The 17,921-nt window shown below is 35.9% G+C and carries 15 protein-coding genes; 12 read left to right on the forward strand and 3 right to left on the reverse strand.

Translation table 11 applies throughout. From position 1 onward, the window contains the following. Positions 1 to 56: 56 nt before the first annotated feature. From JFT95_RS02910 to JFT95_RS02940, 7 genes are all read left to right on the forward strand, one after another. Positions 57 to 1,007 (forward strand): ABC transporter permease, encoded by a 951-nt coding sequence (locus JFT95_RS02910; protein ID WP_002035186.1) that lies wholly within the window; start codon positions 57 to 59, stop codon positions 1,005 to 1,007. A gap of 6 nt (positions 1,008 to 1,013) precedes the next feature. Then, entirely contained in the window at positions 1,014 to 1,865 is an 852-nt protein-coding gene (locus JFT95_RS02915) for an ABC transporter permease (RefSeq protein WP_002035185.1), read from the forward strand. Positions 1,866 to 1,892: 27 nt separating this feature from the next. Further along, on the forward strand, positions 1,893 to 2,885 hold the full coding sequence (locus JFT95_RS02920; RefSeq protein ID WP_002087306.1) for an ABC transporter ATP-binding protein: 993 nt from the start codon (positions 1,893 to 1,895) through the stop codon (positions 2,883 to 2,885). Further along, positions 2,878 to 3,849: an ABC transporter ATP-binding protein gene (locus JFT95_RS02925; protein WP_002134672.1), complete on the forward strand. Its 972-nt coding sequence runs from the start codon at positions 2,878 to 2,880 to the stop codon at positions 3,847 to 3,849. The genes JFT95_RS02920 and JFT95_RS02925 overlap by 8 nt, the downstream gene beginning before the upstream one ends. Positions 3,850 to 4,500: 651 nt before the next feature. Then, positions 4,501 to 5,025 (forward strand): hypothetical protein, encoded by a 525-nt coding sequence (locus JFT95_RS02930; protein WP_085309462.1) that lies wholly within the window; start codon positions 4,501 to 4,503, stop codon positions 5,023 to 5,025. Positions 5,026 to 5,312: 287 nt separating this feature from the next. Beyond that, positions 5,313 to 5,474: a hypothetical protein gene (locus JFT95_RS02935; protein ID WP_002150223.1), complete on the forward strand. Its 162-nt coding sequence runs from the start codon at positions 5,313 to 5,315 to the stop codon at positions 5,472 to 5,474. A 130-nt stretch (positions 5,475 to 5,604) separates the two neighbouring features. Beyond that, positions 5,605 to 5,763, forward strand: a complete 159-nt coding sequence (locus tag JFT95_RS02940; RefSeq protein WP_002087303.1) for a hypothetical protein — start codon at positions 5,605 to 5,607, stop codon at positions 5,761 to 5,763. 144 nt (positions 5,764 to 5,907) lie between these two features. On the opposite strand, the gene blaIII is transcribed toward JFT95_RS02940, so the two are convergent. Next, a complete protein-coding gene (gene blaIII, locus JFT95_RS02945; protein ID WP_012260417.1) occupies positions 5,908 to 6,855 on the reverse strand; it encodes a class A beta-lactamase BlaIII in 948 nt (315 codons plus the stop codon). 561 nt (positions 6,856 to 7,416) lie between these two features. Continuing rightward, a complete protein-coding gene (locus tag JFT95_RS02950) occupies positions 7,417 to 8,739 on the reverse strand; it encodes an MFS transporter (RefSeq protein WP_201051338.1) in 1,323 nt (440 codons plus the stop codon). A gap of 224 nt (positions 8,740 to 8,963) precedes the next feature. On the opposite strand from JFT95_RS02950, the gene JFT95_RS02955 reads away from it, so the two are divergent. Genes JFT95_RS02955 through JFT95_RS02965 form a run of 3 tightly spaced genes read left to right on the forward strand, consistent with a single transcriptional unit; the run spans position 8,964 to position 12,221 of the window. Then, on the forward strand, positions 8,964 to 10,553 hold the full coding sequence (locus JFT95_RS02955; protein WP_201051339.1) for an ATP-binding protein: 1,590 nt from the start codon (positions 8,964 to 8,966) through the stop codon (positions 10,551 to 10,553). A gap of 19 nt (positions 10,554 to 10,572) precedes the next feature. Then, entirely contained in the window at positions 10,573 to 11,250 is a 678-nt protein-coding gene (locus JFT95_RS02960; RefSeq protein WP_159146290.1) for a response regulator, read from the forward strand. Continuing rightward, positions 11,247 to 12,221, forward strand: a complete 975-nt coding sequence (locus JFT95_RS02965) for a tripartite tricarboxylate transporter substrate binding protein (protein ID WP_201051340.1) — start codon at positions 11,247 to 11,249, stop codon at positions 12,219 to 12,221. The genes JFT95_RS02960 and JFT95_RS02965 overlap by 4 nt, the downstream gene beginning before the upstream one ends. Before the next feature lie 119 nt (positions 12,222 to 12,340). Here the strand turns inward: JFT95_RS02965 and JFT95_RS02970 are convergent, their stop codons facing one another. Further along, on the reverse strand, positions 12,341 to 13,738 hold the full coding sequence (locus JFT95_RS02970) for a Sau3AI family type II restriction endonuclease (protein ID WP_201051341.1): 1,398 nt from the start codon (positions 13,736 to 13,738) through the stop codon (positions 12,341 to 12,343). Positions 13,739 to 14,011: 273 nt separating this feature from the next. On the opposite strand from JFT95_RS02970, the gene dcm reads away from it, so the two are divergent. Continuing rightward, the gene (gene dcm, locus JFT95_RS02975) at positions 14,012 to 15,295 is read left to right on the forward strand and encodes a DNA (cytosine-5-)-methyltransferase (RefSeq protein WP_063226595.1); all 1,284 of its coding nucleotides are present in this window, start codon (positions 14,012 to 14,014) and stop codon (positions 15,293 to 15,295) included. A 257-nt stretch (positions 15,296 to 15,552) separates the two neighbouring features. Further along, positions 15,553 to 17,919, forward strand: coding sequence for a DNA phosphorothioation-dependent restriction protein DptF (gene dptF, locus JFT95_RS02980; RefSeq protein WP_201051343.1), 2,367 nt, complete (start codon positions 15,553 to 15,555; stop codon positions 17,917 to 17,919). The last annotated feature ends 2 nt before the right edge of the window (positions 17,920 to 17,921 follow it).

Genomic DNA, 17,921 nt, shown 5'->3' on the forward strand with positions numbered 1-17,921 from the left:
AATTAGGTGGAAGTCCTGCTGATTAAAGTTTCACTTTATCTTGAGGGGGGAAGTTTGTGTATAAAGTAATTGCAAAGAGGCTTTTAAATGCGATTCCGCTTTTATTTGTTATTTCTATTATTTCTTTTCTATTAATAAAACTAGCGCCGGGCGATCCCGTTCGAAACTTTGTAACGCCGAATATGAGTCCAATTGACGTTGAACGTATTCGCAAAAGTTTAGGACTAGATCAGCCGATTTACGTGCAATATTTTTTATGGTTAAAAAATATTTTAACAGGGAATTTTGGATACTCACTTCAAAACCATCGTCCTGTTTTAGAACTTATTACAGAAAGATTACCTGCAACAATCGGGTTAATGGGATCATCTTTACTCGTCTCATTTGTAATCGCAATACCGCTTGGATTATTTACAGGTGTGAAAAAGAACTCGTTCTTTGACCGCATTGTGAACTTCATCTCCTATGTGGGAATCTCAATGCCAGTCTTTTGGTTCGCGTTACTATTAATCTACTTATTCTCTTTAAAGTTGAACATGCTTCCGAGTATGGGTATGCGCACAGTCGGTCAAGATTCCTTCTGGGATATTGTCCAGCACGGTATTTTACCTTGCATGGTGCTAGCGTTCCAAAACATCTCTGTCTATATGAGATATATTCGCTCAAGTACCATCCAGCAATTAGAGGAAGATTACGTACAAATTCAATATGCGTACGGTGCTTCACAGAAAACAGTTTTATTTAATCACGTACTTCGAAACGTATTAATACCGATCATTACAATTTTCGGATTATCCATTCCAAGTTTAGTAGGCGGAGCGTTCATTACGGAAACAGTATTCTCATGGCCGGGACTTGGTTCACTCGGGGTAAATGCTATTTTTAGATTTGATTATCCAATTATTATGGCAATCACATTATTATCATCGTTCATGTTAATTCTCGGTAATTTAATTGCTGATATTTTATATGGCGTAGTAGATCCGCGCATTCGAATGAGGGGGTGATTTGGAATGAACAATAGGAGATTTCAAACGATAAAAAATAGTTTTACAAAAAATAAGTTTGTAGTAATGGGAGTTATTATACTGGGTGTTTTAACAATCGCGTCTCTTTTCGCATTCGTATCACCGTACGATCCTAGTAAAATGTCGATTCCAGATCGTTTACAAGAACCGAGTATGAGTCATCCGTTCGGCACAGATGATTACGGAAGGGATTACTTAACGAGAGCGTTATATGGCGGACGAGTTTCCCTTGCTGTTGGTTTTCTAGCGATGGTTGTTTCCATTACAATCGGGACCGCAGTAGGAACAATTAGCGGATATTTTGGCGGAAAGTTAGACAACTTCTTAATGCGAATTGTTGAAGTTCTTATGTCGATTCCATCATTCTTCTTAATGCTACTATTAAATGCGTATTTAAAACCAGGAATTACAACGCTTGTTCTTATTATCGGATTATTAACGTGGATGGATACCGCGCGTATCGTAAGGGCAGAAACGTTATCTGTAAAAGAGCGTGAGTACGTTTTATACGCAAAAGTGTCGGGACAAAAATCATTGATGATTATTGTAAGACACATCATCCCTAACATTTTATCGACCATTATAATCGCAGCGACATTAACAATTGCGACATCGATTTTAATGGAATCATCACTTAGCTTCTTAGGATTAGGTATTAGAGAACCAGATTCTTCTTGGGGCAGCATGCTAAATAATGCGCAAGGATACATAGGTGAAGCTTGGTATTTAACACTCTTCCCAGGGTTCCTTATTTTATTAACAGTACTAAGTTTTAACGTAATCGGTGAAGCGTTGAAAAAAGCTTTCGCACCAAAAGGGGCTCATCATGAGAACTAATGCTTTAAGTGAGGGGGAGTGAAAGACGTGTCTGAAAAACTATTAGAAGTGAAAAACTTAAAGACTTCTTTTTTCATAGAAGACGGCGAAGTAGAAGCGGTTCGCGGCGTTTCATTTAGCTTGAAAAAGGGTGAAGTCGTTGGGATTGTTGGCGAATCGGGAAGCGGAAAGAGCGTTATGGCGAAATCCGTTATGGCCCTCGTTACGCCTCCGGGGAAAGTGAAAGAAGGAGAGATTCTTTTTCAAAATGAAAACGTGCTTTCTAAATCGGAGAAAGAATTGCGTTCTATTAGAGGAAATCAAATTTCACTCATATCTCAAGATCCAATGTCGGCATTAAACCCAGTTGTGAAAATTGGAAAGCAAATGACGGAAGTAATTATTCGGCATCAAAAAGTGAAAAAGAAAGAAGCACAAAATATCGCGGTCAACTTACTAAAACAAGTCGGTCTTTCTTCACCGGAAGAAAGGGTAAAACAATATCCGCATGAACTAAGCGGCGGTATGAAGCAGCGGGTTATGATCGCAATGGCAATGTCTTGTAACCCAGACCTTCTCATTGCGGACGAACCGACGACTGCGCTTGATGTAACGATACAAGCACAAATACTAGATTTAATGAAAAACTTAAAAAACGAAACGAATATGTCGTTACTTCTTATTACACATGATCTTGGAATTGTTGCGCAAAACTGTACACGCGTCATCGTTATGTACGGCGGGCTTATTATGGAAGAAGGACATGTACTTGATATTTTCCAATCACCGAATCATCCATATACGAAAGGGCTATTAAACTCTCTGCCAAAAATATCGAACGGAGTAAAAGAAAGACTAGCGCCAATTCAAGGTGTAACGCCAAACTTACTACACCCGCCGAAAGGGTGCCCATTCGCAGAGCGTTGCCCACATAAAATGGACATTTGTGAAAAAGAACGTCCACCATATTTTGAAATCGGAAACGGAAGACGCTCTATGTGCTGGCTAAACGATAGGGCGGTAGGTGATTCCCATGCATGAAGAAAACTTAATTGAAGTTCGGAACTTAAAAAAGTATTTTCCTATTAAAAAAGGACTATTCGGCAGAAAAACAGAGCAATTAAAAGCAGTTGATGACCTAAGCTTCACAATTAAAAAGGGTGAAACATTCGGACTAGTAGGAGAATCAGGCTGCGGAAAATCAACGACAGGAAGAAGTATCATTCGCTTACACGATGTAACTTCAGGTAACATTCTATTCGACGGAAAAGATATCGCAGATCTAAAAGAAAATGAACTAAAAGAATATAGAAAAAGAATGCAAATCATTTTCCAAGACCCATACGCATCATTAAACCCGACAATGAACGTATTCCAAATTATTAGCGAACCGATGAACATTCATGGCTCTTACACAGCCGAAGAAAGAAAAGAAATCATTCTAGACCTTCTCAAAAAAGTAGGACTAAAAGAAGAACACCTATATCGCTACCCGCACGAATTTAGCGGAGGCCAAAGACAGCGCATTAGCATCGCACGCGCACTATCTGTAAAACCGGACTTCATCCTATGTGACGAACCAATCTCAGCACTAGATGTCTCAGTCCAAGCACAAGTCGTAAACATGCTGCAAGATATTCAAGAAGAAACAGGCGTCACATACTTATTCATCGCCCATGACCTATCCATGGTAAGACACATATCAGATAGAATCGGAGTCATGTACTTAGGAAACATAGTAGAAATTGCCGACAGCGAAGACCTATACACAAAACCGGCACATCCATACACACAAGCACTACTCTCATCCATGCCAGAACCAGATCCAACAAACACAGGCAAAGAACGGATCATTCTGCAAGGGGAAGTACCAAGCCCACTCAACTCACCATCCGGCTGCAAATTCAGAACGCGCTGCAAATTCGCCACTGAAAAATGCGCGCAGGAAGTACCGAAGATGGTGGAGATTGCGAAGGGACATGAGGTGGCTTGTCATTTGTTTTAGGGGGGAAAGCATTGGGGGAACCTGGTGGTATTTCAGTTGGTAATATGATAGCTGGTTATGGCTTGTAGCGTTAAATAATTTATATAATAAACAATAAACATAAAAAAGAGCTAAGGTTCTCATACAGCCGTAGCTCTTTTTTATGTTTGTTAAACAATATCCTTTCAAAAAAATATTTAAGTCTATATTTATAATTTTTTCTATCTTAATGCATAAAGACAAGGAAGGATTATATTTAATTCCCTTCCATACTTCTGATGGGGTGGACATCAATGAGATGTTGTTTTTTGTTCACGGATTTTTAACATCTTTATTTACAGTGTTTTGAATGTAATAATAAAAAGTTTGCTTTCATATTAGAAAAGGTTAGTCCCTCACTTCACTCCAGTTAAAAACCTCACACCCAAAAACAAAGGGGAACTCAATTGTTCAAACTCATATAAAGTTTCAATCTTGTCTAAGCATCCATTAGGATATACAATTGATCATCTATTTTTCTTTACATAATCTCCAGATACAGTCCATATCAACTATAGATTCTTGTCTTATGCTAAATGTAATCAAAAAGCAAGTAGATAAAGATAATGACTAAAACATTAACTCTAGATACTTTTTTGATGAATATTACAAATAAACAGGAGGTAATGAAAAATGATTAAAACATTATTAGCAGGAGCACTTTTAAGTACAGGATTGGTAGCGGGAGGTGCAGTAGGTGCAGATGATGCGAAAATGGACAATTTAAAGTCAAATGAAAATAGTTCCAATCAAGTAATTACACAGAGTGCAGATGGAACAACGTCTTTCTCACAAAACTTTGATTTACCTAAAGATGCAGTGCCAGCAACTCCTAAAGGAGACGCAAAAACTGTTGAAAGAACAGAAGGTACAGGTTCTCAAGAAGGAAAAATGGTGCCAACAAAAGAAGGTACAGATTCTCAACCTGGATTTGAAATGGGAGCCCCTGAAAAACCAGAGCATGCAAAAACTGTTGAAAGAACAGAAGGTACAGGTTCTCAAGAAGGAAAAATGGTACCAGCAAAAGAAGGTACAGATTCTCAATCTGGATTTGAAATGGGAGCCCCTGAAAAACCAGAACATGCAAAAACTGTTGAAAGAACAGAAGGTACAGACTCTCAAGAAGGAAAAATGGTACCAACAAAAGAAGGAAATTAAATAATATATAGTTATAACGAAGAGCATCCAAAAGGGGTGCTCTTTTTATATTGTAGGGATTAACTAGTTTTACTCAATATAGAACTATAGGAGGAATTGAGGCTAGAATAGGGGTTACTGTCTCTTCAAATCATGGTGTTGGAAGCACTAGTTTTGGTGGTAACGTTACAACATAAACATTTTATTAGAGATTTTTTAAATTTACATACACTCTAGATAGACTACATATCAACTTCAGATATTTGTTTTATGATACAAGTAATCAAACAAAAGGAGGGCAATACAAAATGATTACAACAGTATTAACAGGGCACTCTTTTAAGTACAGGAGATTATTAACAGGTGGAGAAAATGTTGAAGATGTACAGACAGATAAGCATATTCCATATGAACAAAATGAATTGCAGCAAACTCTAGAAAAGTACGATTCGAAGAAATTTGAGTTATAAAAAGAAAATAGATAAATCGACAAGAGAAAAGCACTTTGTGTATATCACAGGTGCTTTTTATTTTCATTTTAATATAGGGCTTGAATTAAATTTTTACACTAAAATATATATGGTAAAAAGGGGGAGTTCATTGCACAAAGTTATTTATGGAATATTAATTTTAATTTATACTTTGTATTCATTTTTTGTAAGTGATGGAAGTGAAGTAAGGTTTATTATGGTGTTAACTATAGTACTTATCTTTTCTGTAGTTTTAGAAAAAGGAAATGCAAACAAAACGACTGATTAAAGGTCTTTTTGTTTGCATTTTTTAGTTGGCTATTATAGTCCAGATACTTTAGGGGTAGCACCAAATTTCGTTTTTGGGACACTATTAAATTTTTAGTTGATGAAAACACCCGCCTAAAATAGAAAACTTTTAACCTATTATCATTTATTCCGTAGCTTTTAAGGTATTTAACACGACTTTGGTTGCGTCTGCAATAAGTTTGTCATCGTATTTAGCATCTTCTTTATCATGATTAGAAAGTATAGCAAGAACAATCGGCTTTTTATTTGGTGGCCAAATAATTGCGATATCATTTCTTGTTCCGTAAGATCCCGCGCCTGTTTTATCAGCTACTTCCCATCCTTTTGGTACGCCAGCGCGAATCAAATTATCCCCAGTTGTATTTCTCTTCATCCAATCTACTAATAGCTCACGTTTTTCTATTGGAAGTGCAGTTCCTAATGTAAATGATTGAAGTGTCTTAGCTATCGCTTCTGGTGTACTGGTATCATGTGTTTCTCCTGGATGCACTTCATTTAATTCAGGTTCAAATCGTTCTGAAGTAGTAACAGTATCTCCCATTTCTCTCAAGATTTTTTCAAATTCAGAGGGCCCCCCTAACTGTTTAAGAATCAAATTATGTGCTGTGCTGTCACTATATCGAACAGAAGCATCTGCAAGTTCTTTTAACGTCATTCCGGTATCAACATGCTTTTCAGTAATTGGATTATAATTAGAAAGATCTTCATGAGTATACGTAATCCTTTGATCAAGAGCTTCTAATGAGTTCTTGCGTAAAAGAGCGCCCACAGCTAATGATTTAGATGTAGATGCAAATGCAAAACGATCATCTGAATGATAAGCAACAGTTTGATTCGTACCTGTGTCCAGTGCATAAATACCAAGCTTAGCATCATATTCTTTTTCAAGTTTAGCGAAAGATTGATTACCTGTATTTTCTTGTTTAATTTGATTAGCTTGATTCGTTTGTTTAGGTGGTTCAGATTGAGTGTTACTATTGGAACAGCCTATAAGTGATACACATGAAAGTAATACTACAGGCACAATCTTTTTGTAATGTAAAATGTTTAAGAACTTGTTTAAAACGAACATGAATTTTCAACCTCTTTCAAGAATATATGGATTTTGTCTAGGTATTCTAAATACCAATGCAATTAAAGATGGCATAGGGTAACAATACTACTGCAGCTAAAATTTCACAGGTTAAAGGACATCCAAAACGTTTATATGATTGATAAGTCACGGTTTGGGCTGTTTCTTTTTTGTTTCCACTTGTAATGGTTCACCTGTGAAAGTATTAAACTTGTAATACTTAACCGTAGTATTACAATACATATTTTTTACTTTTGGGAATAATAAGTCCTTTCTTTTTTTGTAATACATAAAAATAGATGTCAAACGGGATATGCTGTATCCAATCTGGACAACTACTATTAGAAATACACTTATTAGACACTCTAAGTAATAAATTTGTTCCACTTTAAGATGAGGAAGAATTTGGGGTTTGTAAAATAACAATGGAACTACGTGTTTTTCTTCATACAAAAACCTCTACATATAAGTAGAGGTTTTTAAATTGTATATTAATGAATTATGCTTTTTTAGATAAAGCAAATCGAGTTCGGGTAAACGAAGAACATAGAATACATAATTTTAACTAGATTTATTATTAGCTAGTTTATCTCCACCATTAAGCTCCGCCTCAATCTGCGAAGTCTTCGATGACTCATCCATACGCCAATACGTAATAAAGCTTATCGCGATACATCCAGCTACGTAGAAGTAAAATAGTGATTCCATTCCAATACTCTTTAGCCATAATGCGATGAACTCGGCTGTTCCGCCAAATATCGCAACGGTTAGTGCATATGGTAAACCTACACCAAGTGCGCGAATTTCAGTTGGGAAGAGTTCGGCTTTTACAATCGCATTAATGGAAGTGTAGCCAGTAACGATAATGAGGCCGACCATCATGAGTAAAAATGCTACCATTGGTTCTGTCGTTTTTTCCATAAAGAAGAAGATTGGAGCTGTTAGTAACGTTCCGAGAATACCGAAAGCCATTAATAGTGGGCGGCGTCCAATTTTATCGGATAATAGCCCTGCAATTGGTTGAAGTACAACGAATATAAGTAGTGCGGCAAAGTTAATCCAGCTTACAACTTCTTTCGGGAGAACAACTGTGTTTACCATGAACTTTTGTAAATATGTTGTGTACGTATAGAATGCAACAGTGCCTCCTAGTGTTAGGCCGACTACTGTTAATACTGCTTTCGGGTGTTTCATAAGAGCGCGAACGGTTCCTGCGTTTTCGCGGTTTTTAGATTCCATTTTTGAGAACTGCTCCGATTCATCCATTGTGCGGCGAAGCCATAATACAGCTACTGCTCCCATCGCACCAATAATGAATGGAATACGCCATCCCCAAGCTTTCATATCTGGTTCGCTTAGTAATTGCTGAAGAACAATTTGAACACCTAACGCAACCATCTGTCCAGCAACGAGCGTTACATATTGAAAACTTGAATAAAAACCACGGCGACCACTACTAGCCATTTCAGATAAATATGTTGCGGAAGTTCCATACTCTCCGCCAAGTGATAACCCTTGCAGTAAACGAGCAAGAACTAAAATAATTGGCGCCATAATACCGATGCTTTCGTAACTAGGTGTACAGGCGATAATTAAAGAACCACCGGCCATAACTGTAATGGAAAGCGTTAATGCTGCCCGGCGGCCGTGTCGATCTGCATAACGTCCCATTAATAAACTTCCGATAGGGCGCATTAAAAATCCGACTGCGAAAATAGCTGCTGTGTTCAGTAACTGACTCGTTGGATCTCCTTTAGGAAAGAACTCTGCTGAGAAGTAAACAGCGAAAGCAGAGTAAACGTACCAGTCGTACCATTCAATTAAATTGCCGACGGAACCTTTGAAGATATTGCCGGCGACTCGGCTTGATTTTACTTGAGCCATAATAATTCCTCCTCTTGCTTATAAATAAAAGGTATATATGAAAGCGTGTTCAATATAGTTGAATTGTACTGTTCTTGAATTAAAATCTCAATATTATGACAATTTTATTCTTTTTGTACTTTATGTACATGGTTATTTTTAATAGTTGATTCATTTTCAGTTTTGTCATAATAATAGAAAAAGGAGATTGATAGTTTTGAATATTTTATCAAAGGATATGGAGTATGAAAAAATCACGAAAAGTGTCGTTACAAACGAAAATATTAGGCTTAATTATTACATTAATTTTATTTGTCGTTCTCCTATTAGCGGGAATATTTGTTTACATTCAGTCCGTTGATACGAAGCGGCAAGTGGAGCAGTTAGCACTGCAAACGGCTAAATCTTTGTCTTTTATGCCAGCTATAAAAGATGCTTTTCAATATAACGAGCATAAAAGTACCATTCAATCCATTGCGGAACAAGTTCGTGAGCAAGCTGGTGCAGATTATGTAATTATAGAAGATCGTTATGGCGTTATGTATTCACATTCTAATTCGGAGTTGATTGGTACAAAGAGTAACAATCCATATAACTATGAAGCGCTCACTTTTGGTGGCTATTATACACTCGAAGGAAATGGTGCAAGTGGCCCGGCTTTAATGGCGAAGGCACCCATTATTGTTCATAACGGAGACTACGATCAAGTAGTAGGCGTTGTGACAGTAGAGTTTTTAATAAAGGGTATTGAATCTAACATACTGAGCAGAACGAAAGAAATTATACTCTTTTCTTTAGCGGTATTATTAGCTGGAATTGTTGGCGGCATTCTTTTAGCACGTAGCATTAGGAAAGATACACTCGGTTTAGAACCGAATGAAATTGCAGCGTTATACCGGGAACGAAGTGCGATACTACTATCTATAAAAGAAGGGATTATCGCTATCGATCAAAACGGTTTTATTACGATGATGAACACGTCGGCAGAAGAGATGCTGTATGTAAATGATGATTATATGCAGCAGCACATTTCAAAAGTTTTACCTGATTTTAATATGGAAAGAGTGCTAGAAAACGATCAAGAAATCGCGTTTCAAGATAAAGTGTTTATTTTAAACATGACACCAATACTCGAAAATAACAGTACGGTAGGCGTTGTATGTAGTTTTAGAGATAAAACAGAACTGCAAAATCTAGTAAATACAATATCTGAAGTAAGAAAGTATTCAGAGGACTTACGCGCCCAAACACATGAATTTACAAATAAACTTTTCGTCTTATCAGGATTACTCCAGTTAGGACATTACAAAGAAGCGATTGAATTTATTCAGCAAGAATCTAATGTTCATCAAAGCCAAAACCATATTTTATTTCATCAAATTCACGATGCGAAAGTACAAGCTATTTTATTAGGGAAAATTGGAACAGCATCTGAGAAGAAAATTGATTTTCATATTGAAGGAGATAGTGCGCTTCAGCCATTACCAGACCATATAAAAGTTTCACACCTCATTACGATTGTTGGAAACATAATCGACAATGCGTTTGATGCGGTGAGTGCACAAGAGGAGAAGAATGTTTCCTTCTTTGTTACGGACATTGGACACGATATTGTGTTTGAAGTGATAGATAGTGGAGCAGGGATACCGGCAGAAAAAATAAGTACCATTTTTCAAAAAGGATTTTCAACGAAAGGAAATGATCGTGGTTACGGGCTAGCAAACGTGAAAGAAATGGTAGATCTACTAGAAGGAACAATTGAAATTCAAAACGAGAAAAATGGGGGAGCTATTTTTACAATTTACCTTCCGAAAACATTGAAAGAAAGTACATGACAAACAGGGGGATGGGCATATGTTGAAGGTTGCAATTGCAGAAGATGATTTCCGCGTCGCGCAAATTCAAGAAGAGTTTTTATCAAAAATAAAGGATGTAAAAGTGATTGGAAAAGCATTGAACGCGAAAGAAACGATGGAACTACTACAAAAAGAAGAAATCGATTTACTTCTATTAGATAATTATTTACCAGATGGAATTGGAACAGACTTATTGCCGAAAATTCATGCGGATTTTCCAAACGTTGACGTCATCATGGTTACTGCGGCGAATGAAAACCATATGTTAGAAAAAGCAATTCGAAATGGCGTAAGCAACTACCTTATAAAACCGGTCACGTTAGATAAATTTGTTCGAACCATTGAAGACTATAAAAGAAAGAAGCAATTATTACATAGTAACAATGAAGTAAATCAAGCACTTATCGATAACTTTTTCGGCATTTCGCAAACACAAGACGTAAAAAACTTACCGACAGGTGTAGATCCGCTAACACTGCAAAAAGTGAAAGGGATTATAAAAGGATTCGAAGAGGGAATTACAATAGAAGAAATGGGAGAACAAATGGGGGCCTCCAGAACAACCGCAAGAAGATATTTAGAATACTTAGTAGCGACAAACGAATGCACAGTAGAGTACACATACGGCATTATCGGACGACCAGAACGAAAGTATCGAATAGGACGGGGGTTATGAAAAAACGATTATTACTATGTATATGGATCATGACAGCAGTAATAGCTGGCTGTTCCTCAGAAAAACCTCACACAAATAAAGTGAACATCGACAAAGTAGAAATCGTTGCGCCAAACGTTCAAGGAGCAGGATGGGACTTAACAGCACGAGCGATGCAAAAAACACTCACAGAAGAAAAAATCTTCACAAAACCAATCACTGTCATAAACAAAGTAGGTGGCAGCGGTGATGTCGGATGGAAATATACGAAACAAAAAGGCGGTCACGTACTGGCGATTAACTCAAGCTTACTCATAACGAACAACCTACTAGGCCACAGTAAACTAACATATAAAGACTTCACCCCGCTCGCAACATTAGCATCAGATTGGGAAGTCGTTGTCGTATCAAAAGAATCAAACATAGAAAACGCAAACCAACTAATGGAACAACTAAAACAAGACAAGAAAAACTTCAAAATCGGCGTTGCCCCCGGCCTAGGAAACGACGATCACCTATCCTTCGTACAAGTAAGTAAAGCATTTGGCATAAACCCTGCCGAACTACAATTCTTCGTCTACGAAAACAAAGAAAAAATCATAAACGCCCTAATGAACAAACAAATTAACGCCGCAACAATGACCCTATCCGAAGCCGAAAAACAATACAAAGCCGGCAAAATAAAAATACTAGCCGTATCCGCACCAAACCGCCTAGACCGACTGCCTGAAATTCCAACGTGGAAAGAACAAGGAATTGATGTTGTATTTCAGCACTGGAAAGGGATTATGGGGCCGAAAGATATGACAGAGGAAGAGATTTCTTATTGGGATGGTGTTATTAAGAGGATGGTCGAGAGCGATACTTGGAAGGGGATTTTGGGGGAGAGGGGTTGGGAGGGATTTTATAAGGATAGTGGGGAGACGAGGGGGTTTTTGGAGGAGAGTAGTTTAGGATATGGTGAGTTGATAGGGGGAATTGGCTTGAGATGAGGGGAGGTAGTACTTCTACAATAAGCCATGTAAAAAAAACACCTTCTCACTGTATGTACTAATCATGTGAAGTGAGAAGGTGTTTTTTATGGTTATAGAAATTATAAATTAAGATTAAATTATTCGTTAACGTTATTGGCAACAACAGAAGCAATATAAGAATTATTCAACCAATAACACTGCTTTGTAATTTGCTGACCATCAGGTAAAGTTACTTTGTCAGAGCCATTACGAGCTTTTGGTCTAATATGCGCAACGCCGTTGAAATTCATTTTTGGTAGGTTATTTACTTCAACGATTTTACCACCACGTGTTTTATATTCAAGTTGAATGCCGTCATTTACCACTGTATTTACTTCTTCCCAAAGTCCTCGTATTTCTTCTTCTATTGTAGGGACAGGCATGTTCCAAAGTTTAATACCTTTAAAGTAGAGTTTACGGTTTGGATTTTCTTTTTTTGTTTGGTTAAATTCAAAAATCACAAATAAAAACTTGGTTTGATAGAAGCGCTCTCGAATTTCACTCTCTTCCCATGATTCATTTGTCCATTGATGAAAATCAATAGTTTCAAATGACATGCTTTGTTCAGGTTTTCCGTTTGGCTCTAAACGAATTGTTTTGAATTCTATATTGGCTTTCGCAAATTCTTCAATTTTAGTAAGGCGTGTGTTTTTTATACCTAGTAAAGAACTTACCAATGATGGAACGAAATTTTTTGCAGTAGGTTTAGAATCTATATCTAGTGATTGGGAGATTTCTTTATCTGTTAATCCTATATAAGGTTCGAATTTGGAATGAAGAAATTCCTCTAATGATTTTCCTTTTAAGTCGTTGGCTGTTGTGAAGCTTATTAACTCTTCATTTTTGATATATCTGCGAACTAATGTAGTCATATAAGAAGGTTTTAATGAAAATGCTCGTTGCATTGCTGGTATTTCTGAAAATGGTTGTGAACGAATTGAATTTTTATTTGCTCCTTTTGTACAAGCTCCTAAATAATTTGTATCGCCTTCGGATAACTCGTGTGCTTTTCCAGAGCAAATCTTAGATACGATTGTTTCCCAATCTTGTTTTATTATTTCTAAATCAGCTTCAGGATATGAAAATAGAACACTTTTTGTGATATGGAAGTCTTGACGATTTACGTCTGCTTTCCATTCGTAGAACATAAGTAATAATTTTTGGTTCTTTTCCCAGAAGCTAGACTCTTCGAAGGATGTATTAACTTCCTCCATGTAGTTAATGATATTTAAAACTAAGCGTTCTTTAGAGGATAAAGAACCATTTTTATTTTGCTTAAAAGGTGTTACTTTCAGTTTGACTCCAAGGTTTTTAAAGTTAATGTCCGCATCTGAGGGGCTTGCATACCCAAAAAATCTCTCTTTGACTAATTGGCCAAGTTCACCTTTTGAATTTGCTGTTGCAAGTTTATTTGTTGAATTGATTTCACTAAATTTGTGTCCTTCAGCCTTTTTTGCTTTTAACATTAGTTCATCTAGTGTAGCGTATGTAACCATAGTAATCCCCTTTCGTTATCTATATTAATCGGTTTGCTTAGAAACCTTTAAATGAAAAGTTATGATATAATAAAAAGCTGTTTCAATTTTGTGGAGATAAAAACTCTGTAAAGGAAAAGCCGCGGATTTCTTATTAAATAAGATATGGAAATCAAAAATTTATATTATGGAACGGAAGTATGTACTCTCATAATATAGGGATTGATCTTTTCCTTACTTTTTATTATAATGAAGCATAAAGAAATAAAATACCGAAAGGATGTTCGTGTATTTATGGTGAAAGTAGTAGAACTTTTTGCGGGAGTGGGGGGTTTTAGGTTAGGACTTGAAGCGAACGGGAATTTTGAGATTATTTGGGGAAATCAGTGGGAGCCTTTAACTAAAGCGCAACATGCATTTAATTGCTATGCCACTCAATTTGAAAATAGAGGAATACATGAAAATAAAGATATAGCAGAGGTTTGGCCAGAGATACCTGAGCATGATTTATTGGTAGGTGGCTTTCCATGTCAAGATTATTCAGTAGCACGTACTATCTCAAATGAAAAAGGGATACAAGGAAAAAAGGGTGTTCTTTTTTGGGAGATAATAAACATAGTTAATTCTCGCAAGCCAAGATTTGTTTTGTTAGAGAATGTAGATAGATTATTGAAGTCACCAGCAAAACAAAGAGGTCGTGATTTTTCTATTATGCTGGCGAGCTTTAGAGATGCAGGTTACGCAGTGGAATGGAGAGTTATTAACGCTGCAGATTATGGAAATTCACAAAGAAGACGAAGAGTATTTATTTTCGCATACTTAAAAGAATCTCATTTCGCATCTGTTCAAAGTGAAATGAAGTCATTAGGGATATTGTGTAAAAATGGATTTTTTGCTCCGATTTTTAAAGTGCATGAAGCACCTGAGGAAAACAAAAAAAGAGGAGAATTTGTGTTGCCGGTCGATATTGTTGAGGTTTCTGATACATTTAAAGCTGAATACTATAATTCTGGCGTGATGATAGATGGACAAGTATATACTGAAGAATTAGTTCCAGTAACTGAAAATCCAGAGACTTTAGGTGAAGTTGTTCAAAAAGTATATGATAAATTTGGTCCTGCAGATGAATCATATTATTTGAAAATGGATAAGGTTAACAAAAAGGGAAGAACGGAATTTGAGGAACTAAAGTATCTTAAAGGTCCTAAAAAAGAAGAAAGAGTATCAAAGGCGACGGGGCATAAATACTTCTACGCTGAGGGGGGAATGGCTTTCCCTGACGATTTAGATAAGCCTGGACGTACCATGTTAACAAGTGAAGGAACATGTAATAGAAGTTCACATGTAATTGAAGATCCTTATACAAAAAAATTAAGATATCTAACACCAGCTGAATGTGAGTTGTTAAATGGATTCCCAATGGACTGGACAAATACAGGTATGCCACAAAGAAACAGATACTTTTGTATGGGAAATGCTTTAGTGGTTGATTTGGTGGAACGAATGGGTCAAAGGATTTTAGAGATTAACAAAGAAGAAGAGAAGATGGATAGTGTTATACAGTTAAGTTTATTTTAGAAATTAATATAGCATATGTTTGTGAGAATTTTAAAAGTATAAAGCGTTGGATAACCTGGGTTCTATAGTTATAGACTCAGGTTATTTTTCATGTGATTTTTTAAAATGAAGAATGGAGTAGTGGGAAATAATTAATTTTATCATGAATGGATAATCCACTAATTTCCTTTTTTCTTAATACCAACAATTCCTCTATAGATATTGTATAATATGGAATATATTCGAAACGTATTTTTAGATTAAGAGGTGTTACATCATTGGAGAAATATACATTTGATTTTCTACAAGAGATATTCCCTGAGTTAGCGGAGATGGGTAGGGATATTGAAAATATTTTTTATCAAGATCCCCAATCGGTTTTAATTAAGGGAAGAATATTTGCGGAGCTATTATCAAAACGCATTGCGGAAGAGCATGAACTGTATGACGTACAATATTTAAAGCAAGTAGAGCGTATTCAAAAATTAGAAAGAGAAGATATTTTATCAAAGGAAATTTCACGTTCATTTGATACTGTTCGCTATTTAGGAAATAAAGCGGCACATGAACATATTGAAAGTGGGGTAGAGAGTGCTTTTAAAATGCATAAAAATCTATTCCAAATTGCAGTGTGGTTTATGGAGGTATACGGGAGTTATGAGTTTGTTGCCCCGAAATACAAACATCCACAGCCGAAGAGTAGTGTGCATATTGTGGAGAAATTAGAAGAAAAGATATCTGCTAGTTTAGAAGAAAAGTTAAAAATGCTAATTGAGATTGCAAGTAAACAAAATACATCAAATCAAACTGAGGAATTAACAGAAATAAATAACGCTGAGATTGCGGTAGGGTTAGAAATCGAAGATAAACAGTCTGTGGATAATGAAGAAGAAGCAGATAACAATTTTGTGTATGATGATTTTATTTTAGGAGAAGGAGAGAGTTATTTACTAGCAGAACTCTCGAAGCTGAAAGAATCATCTCAAGAGGCTATCGAAAATCCTAATGAATTTAGTTCGTTTAAGGATTATTTACATGTAGAAAGAACGATACAGAACGATATGATGTCTGCTCTAACAGCAGCAGCTGGGAAAAATACAAGTCAATTAATTTTCTTGTGTGGTAGCGTTGGAGATGGGAAATCACATTTATTATCGTATGTGAAAAATAAATATCCTGAATTGATGGAAGAGTTTTCGGTGCATAATGATGCTACGGAAAGTTTTGATCCACAAAAGAGTTCCCTTGATACATTAGCGGAAGTATTAAAGCCATATAGTGATAATGAGATTGATGGTTCTAGATTCAAGCTAATTTTAGCTATTAACCTAGGAGTTCTGCATAACTTTATTGAATCAGATTATGCAAAAGAGAACTACCGAATTTTAACAAAATTTATTGAGGAATCTGGAATATTTGAGGCAAATGAAGTTGCTACTAATCAACAAAGCGGTAATTTTCACTTAATTAGCTTTAGTGATTATCAACCTTTTGAATTAACTAGTGAAGGGCCAAAATCAGATTACTTTTCATCAATTTTAAAGCGAATTGTGGTTGAGTCAGAAAACAATCCATTCTATCAAGCTTATTTAAAGGATAAGCAACGTGGTATAAATGGATTCTTTATGGTGAATTATGAGTTATTGCAACAGCAACAAATACGAGATGGTGTTTTAAGCATTTTAGTTGAAGCAATAGTTAAGCATAAGATGATTATTTCGACACGCTCCATGCTTAATTTTATTTATGATATTTTGGTCCCCTCTCATGGGAATGAAGATTTTCTTGGGGCAGGTATGATGGAAAAAACCGAAGCTTTATTGCCGAATTTATTATTTGATGGTCAAGAGAAATCAAATTTACTAGCAGTTATTTCTAAAATGGATCCTATTCATCTTCGATCAAATAGTGTAGACCAAATGCTAATTGAGCTAAACAATTCAGTAAATATGAAGAATACTTTCCAAAAGCATTTAGTTTTAAATGGACTTGATGGATGGATAGAAGGGCTAGAAGAGATGGGACCTTTCTTTGAGTTAAGTGATTCATCTAGACAGGTATTTAATAAAACATTAATACGTATGTCATTCTTTTTATCTCCTGTTTTGAATGAAATGTTCGCGGATGAAAATTATAAAAAATATATGGAATATTTATATGCTTTTAATAAGGGGAATCGATCTGATTTAAGAGAGATGTATAATTTAGCGAGAGAATCGATATTCTTGTGGAACGGACGTCCGAAATCAGATTATGTATTTATGGACTATTCAAATGATACTACTCAGGTGGCACAGTCTCTTAAAATTAAGCCATTTGTAGGACATTTGAAAGGGGTAGAACCAGAGGTTTTAAATCGATTTAAATTAAATATATTACTTGCCTTTTCCAATGAGGATAAAGTAGCTCCTGTATATTTAGAAATTGATTATCCGTTATATGAAATGATGGTTAAACTTTCAAAAGGCTATCGCCCGAATAAAAAGGATAAAGAAGATTGTATTCAGTTCGTTGAATTTGTGGATAAGATAATGAAATTAGGAAATAGAGAAAAAGAATTATTGTTTGTTCAATCTAATGAAAATGGAATGTTTAAACTAACATACGATGAAGATTTTGAAGAATTTACGTTTAGAAGGGATTAGAA

The organism is Bacillus sp. TH17 (genome assembly GCF_016651125.1).
Classification (GTDB): Bacteria; Bacillota; Bacilli; order Bacillales; family Bacillaceae_G; genus Bacillus_A; species Bacillus_A mycoides.

Bases quoted from the DNA above. Each gene is read 5' to 3' on its own strand.
- JFT95_RS02915 (WP_002035185.1), top strand. From the start codon at position 1,014: ATGAACAATAGGAGATTTCAAACGATAAAAAATAGTTTTACAAAAAAT.
- JFT95_RS02925 (WP_002134672.1), top strand. From the start codon at position 2,878: ATGCATGAAGAAAACTTAATTGAAGTTCGGAACTTAAAAAAGTATTTT.
- JFT95_RS02930 (WP_085309462.1), top strand. From the start codon at position 4,501: ATGATTAAAACATTATTAGCAGGAGCACTTTTAAGTACAGGATTGGTA.
- JFT95_RS02935 (WP_002150223.1), top strand. From the start codon at position 5,313: ATGATTACAACAGTATTAACAGGGCACTCTTTTAAGTACAGGAGATTA.
- blaIII (WP_012260417.1), bottom strand. From the start codon at position 6,855: ATGTTCGTTTTAAACAAGTTCTTAAACATTTTACATTACAAAAAGATT.
- JFT95_RS02950 (WP_201051338.1), bottom strand. From the start codon at position 8,739: ATGGCTCAAGTAAAATCAAGCCGAGTCGCCGGCAATATCTTCAAAGGT.
- JFT95_RS02955 (WP_201051339.1), top strand. From the start codon at position 8,964: ATGAAAAAATCACGAAAAGTGTCGTTACAAACGAAAATATTAGGCTTA.
- JFT95_RS02960 (WP_159146290.1), top strand. From the start codon at position 10,573: ATGTTGAAGGTTGCAATTGCAGAAGATGATTTCCGCGTCGCGCAAATT.
- JFT95_RS02965 (WP_201051340.1), top strand. From the start codon at position 11,247: ATGAAAAAACGATTATTACTATGTATATGGATCATGACAGCAGTAATA.
- JFT95_RS02970 (WP_201051341.1), bottom strand. From the start codon at position 13,738: ATGGTTACATACGCTACACTAGATGAACTAATGTTAAAAGCAAAAAAG.
- dcm (WP_063226595.1), top strand. From the start codon at position 14,012: ATGGTGAAAGTAGTAGAACTTTTTGCGGGAGTGGGGGGTTTTAGGTTA.